This window comes from Sphingobium cyanobacteriorum, from assembly GCF_030580935.1.
GTDB lineage: Bacteria > Pseudomonadota > Alphaproteobacteria > Sphingomonadales > Sphingomonadaceae > Sphingobium > Sphingobium cyanobacteriorum.
The window spans coordinates 1-8,047 of record NZ_JAUQOM010000038.1; the positions used below are offsets into that span (position 1 = coordinate 1).

The window sequence follows — 8,047 nt, forward strand, 5'->3', positions numbered from 1 at the left end:
CCTGCTCTACGCGCCGGTGGCGCTCGCACTGGTCGCCCGGGTGGCGCCGGTGCAGGTCCGTTCGATGATGGTCGGCGGCTATTATATCGGCCTGTTCATCGCCGGGATATTCGCGGGATGGCTGGGCCGCTTCTACGAGCCCTTGCAACCGCCCGCCTTCTGGTTGTTACATGCCGGCATAGGCGTTGGTGGCACGATCTGTATCGGGCTGCTGTATCGCCCCTTCAGCCGGCGGTTCGGCGATGCCCATCCCGAAGCGGCGGCCCGTGCCGTTGCGGGAGCCGCTCGACTTGGAAACGCCTGACGAAGATCGCCCTGTCGCCGCCTATAATCCGCCTTCGCGCAAGACGATTCCGCCGTTCGAAGCGTTGCGTGCCTTCGATGCGGTGGCCCGGCTTGGCGGCGTCCGCCAGGCGGCGCGCAGCCTCGGGCGCGATCATGCGGTGATCAGCCGCCACTTGAAGACGCTCGAGCAATGGACCGGAGCCCGGCTGATCGAGCGAACGGCGCGCGGCGTGGCGCTGACCAAGGACGCGCGGCGCTATCACCGCGAGATCGCCGCCGCGATGGACGCAATCGCCGCTTCCACCATCGATCTGATGCGGCGCGGCTATCACAATCACCTCTACGTTTCCTGCGCGCCGGGCTTCGCGCTGCACTGGATGTCCCGGCGGGTGGGGCTGTTCGAGAAGCTGCACCCCGATGTCGAGATCGAGCTGCGCTCGCTCGACCGCAACATCTCGGTGGCCCCCTATGAATCGGATATCGAGATCCGCTTCGTCCCGACCTACCGTACCAGCATGAAGGTCCCCGCGGGGGTGCATTGCGAGGAAGTGGCGAGCGTCGCGGTCGTCGCCGTCGCCAGCCCGGCCTATCTCGCCGATGCTGCACCGATCCGGACCCCCGGCGACCTGATCGGCCAGCGGCTGCTGCACGAGCATGATTTCGATGGCTGGGCGCATTGGCTGGCGGTGCACGGCGTCTATGACGATCTCGACCTGACCGGGCCGCGGCTGTCGCAGGGCCACCTGACCCTTGATGCCGCGCTGCACGGACGCGGGGTTGCGCTGGTCAACGGGCTGGTCGGACAGGCCTTTCTCGATTCGGGCGAGCTGGTCGAGATCGGGCGAGGCGAACCGGCGTTCCAGCCCTATAGTTTCGGCAAATATTATGTACTGGTCGGTGCCGACCGGAAGGATACCCCGCTGGTGCGCCGCTACCTGCGCTGGTTTACCGCCGAACTCGCGCGCGACGTGGCGAAGCCGCACGTCGCGGGTCGCGTCCTCCTTGCCGGCAAATAGCCGATCGCAAAGGATATTTCCGATCGGCGCGGGGCTGGTGCGCGAGGCGCAACACCCCTCCCATCCTTGGCACCTTAGCTGGCGCGCCGTGGCGGATTAGCTCTTTGGCCGAACAACAAAAGGGTTAGGGGGCTTGGTTGAACGTCTCTGATGCACCGGCTGCAGAGCCGCTGGGCCTGACGTCGGGGTTCGCCGGTTCGAGCGGCTATGCGGACCGCATGACGCCGCTCTATGCGGGCAAGCTGATGCCCGGCGCGCAGGTAGAAGCGTTGCGCAACACGCACCGCGCGTTTCCGGTGCGGACCATCCGTCGCGGCGATACGGTCGCGCCCTTCGTCTATGCGCAGGCGCCGGTCGAGGATTTCACGATCCGGGCCAATGGCCGCGAATATGATCTCTATGATTATGTCTTCCGCAACCGGGTGGCCGGCCTGTTCATCCAGCGGCGCGGTGAAGTGATTCACGAGCGCTACGAACTCGGATTGCAGCCCGATACGCGCTGGGTGTCGATGTCGATGGCCAAGTCGATCGCGACCACGCTTGTCGGGGCCGCAATCCAGGACGGGCATATCGGCGGCGTGGAGGACATGCTGACCGATTACCTGCCCGAGTTGAAGGGCGGCGGCTATGACGGCGTCTCGATCCGCCACCTGCTGCAGATGACCTCGGGGGTCCGCTGGGACGACGAGCATGTCGATCCCCAGTCCGAGCGGCGGCACATGCTGAAGCTGCAGATCGCCCAGCAGCCGGGCGCGATCCTGCGCTACATGGCCGGGCTGCCGCGCGTTGCCGAGCCTGGCACCCGCTGGAATTATTCGACGGGAGAAACCCATGTCGTCGGCGCGCTCGTTCGCGCGGCGACGGGCAAGTGGCTGTCGGACTATCTTTCCGAACGACTCTGGTCCCGTCTCGGCATGGAGCAGGATGCCTGCTGGTGGCTCGAATCCCCCGGCGGACTCGAAGTCGCCGGCAGCGGTATCAGCGCGACGCTGCGCGACTACGCCCGCTTCGGGCGGTTCGCGATGGGAGACGGCACGATCGCGGGGGAACGCATCCTTCCCGAGGGCTGGATGGCCGAAGCGGGTAGCGCGCGCATCGTCGGCGGCGAACGGCGCGATTATGGCTATATGTGGTGGATCGTACCCGATGCGTCGGGCTCGCTCGCCGACGGCGCCTTCTCCGCGCGCGGCATCTTCGGCCAGTATGTGTACATCAATCCGAAGCGCGACCTGCTGATCGCCGTGCTGAGCTCGCGCGCCAAGCCGCGCGGATCCGAGGTGATCCTCGACAACGACTTCTTCAATTCCGCGGTGGAGGCCCTGACCGCCCATGACTGAGATCAAGATGAACAGCACGGCGCAATGGCAGGCACGCGATGCCCGCCATCACCTTCACTCCTTCACCGATCCCGGGCTGATCCTCGAACAGGGCTCGCGCATCATCGTGCGGGGCGAGGGCTCGCATGTCTGGGACAGCGACGGCCGCAAGATCCTGGACGGCATGGCCGGGCTGTGGTGCGTCAACATCGGCTATGGCCGCACCGAACTGTCCGACGCCGCCAAGGCGCAGATGGACAGGCTTCCCTATTACAACAATCACTTCCAGAGCGCGGTGCCGGCGATGATCGAGCTGGCCGAGCGGCTGGCCGGCCTCACCCCGGCGGGGCTCGATCATTTCACCTTCGCCAATTCGGGCTCCGAGGCGAATGACGTGATCGTCCGTCTCGCGCGTTACTATTGGAAGCTGCTGGGCAAGCCGGGCAAGCGCACGATCATCAGCCGCACGCTCGCCTATCACGGCTCCACCGTCGCGGGCGTCAGCCTGGGCGGTATGCCGGCGATGCACGGCATGGACAACGGCACCTTGCCCGAATTCGCGCATGTCGAGCATCCCCACTGGTATGTGAACGGCGGGGATCTCGCGCCCGCCGACTATGGCCTCAAGGCGGCCCGCGCGATCGAGGAGAAGATCCTCGAACTCGGGCCGGACAATGTCGCCGCGTTCATCGCGGAGCCCGTGCAGGGCGCAGGCGGCGTGATCGTGCCGCCCGAGACCTATTGGCCCGAAGTGCAGCGTATCTGCCGCGCGTACGACGTGCTGCTGATCGCCGACGAAGTGATCTGTGGCTTCGGACGTACCGGCGCCTGGTTCGGTTCGCAGACCTTCGGCATCGAGCCCGACTTCATGCCGATGGCGAAGGGCATTTCCTCCGGTTACCTGCCGATTGCGGCGGTGGCGCTGCACGACCGAATCTTCGACGTGATCGCCAAGGGCGGCCTATGGCCGCACGGCTATACCTATTCGGGGCATCCGGTCTCCTGCGCCGTGGCGCTCGCCAATATCGAGATCATCGCCGGCGAAGGGCTGGTCGAGCGGGTGCGCGACGATATCGGGCCCTATTTCCAGGCGAGCCTTCAGGCGCTGGCCGATCGGCATCCGCTGGTCGGCGAGCGGCGCGGGGTGGGGCTGATGGCTGCACTACAGCTCGTCCGCGACAAGGCGACACGCACCGTCTGCACGATGGAAGACAATGCCGCGATCCTGACGCGCGAGGCCTGTTACGCCGATGGGCTGATCGCCCGGGCGGTCGGCCAGTCGATGGTGTTGAGCCCGCCTTTGGTGATCACCCGCGGCGAAGTGGACGAACTGATGGAAATCCTCACGCGCGCACTCGACGGCACGGCGCGGACGCTGGGGTTGATGTGAGATGACGATGCACCCCGATCTTTCTCCCGCGGGCAACGCGCTGCTCGCCCGCACCCTGGCCTATGGCAAGCGGGCCGATGTCGCCGCCACCTTCGCGGTCCACAATCCCGCTGACGGGAGCTTCATCGGCGACGTGGCCGATATGGGCGCCCCGGAGACCCAGCGGGCGATCGACGCGGCCAAGGCGGCATTCCCGGCCTGGGCGGCGCGGACGGCACGCGAGCGCGCGGACATATTGCGCGCGTGGTTCCGGCTGATCCTGGAGAACCAGGAGGCGCTGGCGGAGATCCTGACGCTCGAACAGGGCAAGCCGCGCGCTGAGGCGCTGGGCGAGATCGTGTTCGGCGCCAATTTCATCGAATGGTTCGCCGAAGAGGGCAAGCGCCTCTATGGCGACATCGTGCCCACCCATGCGCCGGACAAGCGCTGCCTGGTGCTCAAGCAGCCGATCGGCGTCGTCGGCGCGATCACCCCGTGGAACTTCCCGAGTTCGATGATCACGCGCAAGGTCTCGCCCGCGCTCGCGGCGGGCTGCACGATCGTCGTCAAGCCGGCCGAGGACACACCGCTTTCGGCGATCGCGCTTCAGCTGCTGGCCGAGGAGGCGGGTTTCCCGGAAGGCGTGATGAACATCGTCACCGCGAAGCGCGCCGAAGCCGTTGCCGGAGTGCTCACCGCGAGCCCGGACGTGCGAAAGCTTTCCTTCACCGGCTCGACCCGGGTCGGCAAGATCCTGATGCGGCAATGTGCGGATACGGTGAAGAAGCTGTCGCTCGAACTGGGCGGGAATTCGCCGTTCATCGTGTTCGACGATGCCGATCTCGATGCGGCGGTGGCGGGCGCGATGGCGACCAAGTTCCGCAACGCCGGCCAGGCCTGCGTCGCCACCAACCGCATCTATGTGCAGTCCGGCGTGCGCGCCGCCTTCGTCGAGAAGCTCCGGGCGGCGATGGAGGATCTGCCGGTCGGGCCCGGGCTGGAAGCCGACACCAGGATCGGCCCGCTGATCAACCCGGCGGCGGTTGCCAAGGTCCAGGAACTGGTCGGGGATGCGCTCGGCAAGGGGGCCGAGGCGGTGCTCGGCGGCACGCCGCATCCGCGCGGCGGCCTGTTCTTCGCGCCGACCCTGCTCGTCGACGTGCGGGCGGACATGGCGATCGCCAGCACGGAGATCTTCGGCCCGGTCGCCGCCGTCTATGGCTTCGAGACCGAGGCCGAGGTGATCGCCGCGGCGAACGACACGCCTTACGGCCTGGCGGCATTCCTCTGGACCCGCGACATCGGCCGCGTCTTCCGTGTCGGCGAGGCGCTCGAATATGGCATGGTGGCGGTCAACGAGACGCTGACCTCGAACCCGGCGACTCCGTTCGGCGGGGTCAAGGAATCCGGCCTGGGCCGCGAAGGCTCGCGCTACGGCCTCGAGGATTTCGTGGAAATCAAATATCTTGCCCTGGGAGGCATCTGATGGCGACCGCATCTCTCCATGCCTCGGAGCTTGCGTCCGACAATGCCGGTCTCGCGGTCCGGCGGGCTGCTGCGGTGCCGAACGGTATCGTCAGCGCAACGCCGGCCTATGCCGCCCGCGCGCGCAATGCCGAAGTCTGGGACGTCGACGGCAATCGCTATATCGATTTCGTCGCCGGCATCGCCGTGTGCAGCACCGGCCACTGCCATCCCAGGGTGATCGCCGCTGTGCAGGACCAGCTGGAGCGCTTCACCCACACCTCCTTCCAGGTGCTGCCCTATGCGCCCTATGTCGCGCTCGCCGAACGGCTGAACGCGCTGGTGCCGATCGACGGAGCGGCGAAGACCCTCTTTTCCAACAGCGGCGCGGAGGCAGTTGAGAATGCCGTCAAGATCGCCCGCCACGCCACCGCCCGTAGCGGCGTAGTGGCCTTTGCCGGCGCGTTTCACGGCCGCACGCTGATGACGACGGCGCTCACCGGCAAGGCGATGCCCTACAAGCGCGGCTTCGGCACCCTGCCCGGAGATGTCTGGCGGGTCCCATTCCCGATCGCTCACTATGGCGTTTCCGTGCAGGACAGCCTCGATGCCCTCCACACCCTGTTTCGCACCGATGCCGATCCTGGCTCGATTGCCGCGATCATCATCGAGCCGGTGCAGGGGGAAGGCGGCTTCCACGTCACGCCGCCCGAACTGCTGCGGGCGCTACGCGCGATCTGCTCCGAGCATGGCATCCTGCTGATCTGCGACGAGGTGCAGACTGGCTTCGCCCGTACAGGCAAGCTGTTCGCGGTCGAGCATAGCGGTATCGCGCCGGATATCGTGACCATGGCCAAGGCGCTGGGCGGCGGCTTCCCGATCGCGGCGGTTACCGGCCGGGCGGACCTGATGGACAGCGTGCACGGCGGTGGGCTCGGTTCGACGTTCGGCGGTGCGCCGACCAGCTGCGCGGCCGCTCTCGCCGTGCTCGATGTCATCGAGGAGGAAGGGCTGATCGAGCGTGCCAACGCGATCGGCGGAAAGCTGCGCGCGCGTTTCGAGGCATGGACTGGCCGAGAAGACCTGATGCCGATCGGCCATGTGCGGGGGCTCGGCGCGATGATGGCGTTCGACCTCGTCAAGGCCCGTGGATCCGATGCGCCGGACCCGGAGGCGGCGCGCAACGTGGTCGCCCGGGCATTCCAGCTTGGCCTGGTGGTTATATCCTGTGGCATCCATGGCGAGACTGTGCGGCTGTTGATGCCCTTGACCGTTTCGGACGACGTGCTGCTGGAAGGGTTGGACCGGCTTGAACAGGCGCTGGCTGTGCACTGATCCGCGCCGACGCAGCCGTGGCCACTGACAAGGACACGCGGCTTGGACAAGAAGACCGGCCTAGAGCATGCTGTTGTTTGGTGGAATCGGGATTCCCTTGTTTGGACTGATATGATTCAACGTCCGTGCTGGAGGCGCGGATGACACGACCTTATTCGGAAGATTTGCGGAAGCGTGCGCTGGCGCGTTCGGACGCGGGTGAGGCGGACCGGTCGATTGCCGAGGCGCTTCAGATAGCGCCGTCGTGCTTGTCGAAATGGCGCAAGCTCCGCCGTGAGACAGGCGCGCTCAAGCCGGGGAAGATGAACGGCCACAAGAAGCGGACGCTGAGCGGGGATACGGCACAGTGGCTTCGAGAGCGGACCAAGGCGGGTCCGTTCACCACGCGCCAGTTGACAGCCGAGCTTGTCGCGCGGGGGATCAAGACGGATCGTCGGGCGGTATGGACGTTCCTCCACACAGGGGGGCTGAGCTTCAAAAAAAACAGTGCTTCCGGCCGAGCAGGATCGGCCTGACGTTGCGAGGCTGCGCCAGCGCTGGAAGGCTCATCAGGGCAGGATCGACCCCAGGCGCCTCGTCTTCATCGACGAGACATGGGTCAAGACCAACATGGCGCCGCTCAGAGGCTGGGCACCAAAAAAGGCAGCGACTTTGCGCCAAGGCGCCGTACGGGCGTTGGCAAACGCTGACGTTCATCGCAGGCCTGCGCCATGATCGGGTCGATGCACCTTGCGTGATCGACGGACCGATCAACGGCATGCTCTTCACGGCCTATGTCGAGCAGTTCCTCGCGCCAACGCTGGCACCAGGCGATATCGTGGTGCTCGACAATCTCGGCTCGCACAAAGGCAAGCCAGCCAGGACCGCCGTCCGCGCGCGGCGCACATCTGATCTTCCTGCCGCCCTATAGCCCTGACCTCAATCCGATCGAGCAACTGTTCGCCAAGGTCAAACACTGGATGCGCCACGCACAGGAACGTGGCCACGACGCTACGTGGCGTGGTGTCGGGCAGCGAGGTGGCTGCCCGGATCGAGCATCTCCAGGACCGGGACATCCCAGCCGAGCAGATCGACGAACACCTCTTTTCGCGCCGCGAACATGTTCCTGAACGCCGTGTCACAGGGCGCGGACGCCATACTTGAGAACGGCGGAGCAATATTCGACCACGGTAGCGGCGGGATAGTCCTGCTGCGGGCGGCGTAAAAGTCGTCCACCTTGAAGCCTTTCTGCCGAGTCAGGGAGGTGTGGGGATCTACAGCGT

6 protein-coding genes and 3 pseudogenes are annotated in these 8,047 nt (G+C 66.1%); 8 read left to right on the forward strand and 1 reads right to left on the reverse strand.

Annotated elements, in window-relative coordinates; all coding sequences use genetic code 11:
• From Q4610_RS21120 to Q4610_RS21155, 8 genes and pseudogenes are all read left to right on the forward strand, one after another.
• A pseudogene (locus tag Q4610_RS21120) lies at positions 1-304 on the forward strand (hypothetical protein); the annotation flags it as partial.
• Complete coding sequence (locus Q4610_RS21125; protein WP_304537784.1) at positions 291-1,301, forward strand: LysR substrate-binding domain-containing protein; 1,011 nt, start codon at positions 291-293, stop codon at positions 1,299-1,301. The pseudogene Q4610_RS21120 and the gene Q4610_RS21125, both read left to right, overlap by 14 nt.
• A gap of 422 nt (positions 1,302-1,723) precedes the next feature.
• Positions 1,724-2,638, forward strand: coding sequence for a serine hydrolase domain-containing protein (locus Q4610_RS21130; RefSeq protein ID WP_425262598.1), 915 nt, complete (start codon positions 1,724-1,726; stop codon positions 2,636-2,638).
• Complete coding sequence (locus Q4610_RS21135; RefSeq protein WP_033967262.1) at positions 2,631-4,007, forward strand: aspartate aminotransferase family protein; 1,377 nt, start codon at positions 2,631-2,633, stop codon at positions 4,005-4,007. Before Q4610_RS21130 ends, Q4610_RS21135 begins: the two co-directional genes overlap by 8 nt.
• A gap of 7 nt (positions 4,008-4,014) precedes the next feature.
• Positions 4,015-5,472 (forward strand): NAD-dependent succinate-semialdehyde dehydrogenase, encoded by a 1,458-nt coding sequence (locus tag Q4610_RS21140; RefSeq protein ID WP_052192551.1) that lies wholly within the window; start codon positions 4,015-4,017, stop codon positions 5,470-5,472.
• Positions 5,472-6,785, forward strand: a complete 1,314-nt coding sequence (gene gabT, locus Q4610_RS21145; RefSeq protein WP_304537785.1) for a 4-aminobutyrate--2-oxoglutarate transaminase — start codon at positions 5,472-5,474, stop codon at positions 6,783-6,785. The genes Q4610_RS21140 and gabT overlap by 1 nt, the downstream gene beginning before the upstream one ends.
• Before the next feature lie 140 nt (positions 6,786-6,925).
• Entirely contained in the window at positions 6,926-7,300 is a 375-nt protein-coding gene (locus Q4610_RS21150) for a transposase (protein WP_033967269.1), read from the forward strand.
• Positions 7,228-7,894, forward strand: a pseudogene (locus Q4610_RS21155) (transposase). The gene Q4610_RS21150 and the pseudogene Q4610_RS21155 overlap by 73 nt, the downstream one beginning before the upstream one ends.
• On the opposite strand, the pseudogene Q4610_RS21160 reads toward Q4610_RS21155, so the two are convergent.
• Positions 7,776-8,047: pseudogene (locus Q4610_RS21160) on the reverse strand (hypothetical protein); the annotation flags it as partial. The pseudogenes Q4610_RS21155 and Q4610_RS21160 sit on opposite strands and share 119 nt — an antisense overlap.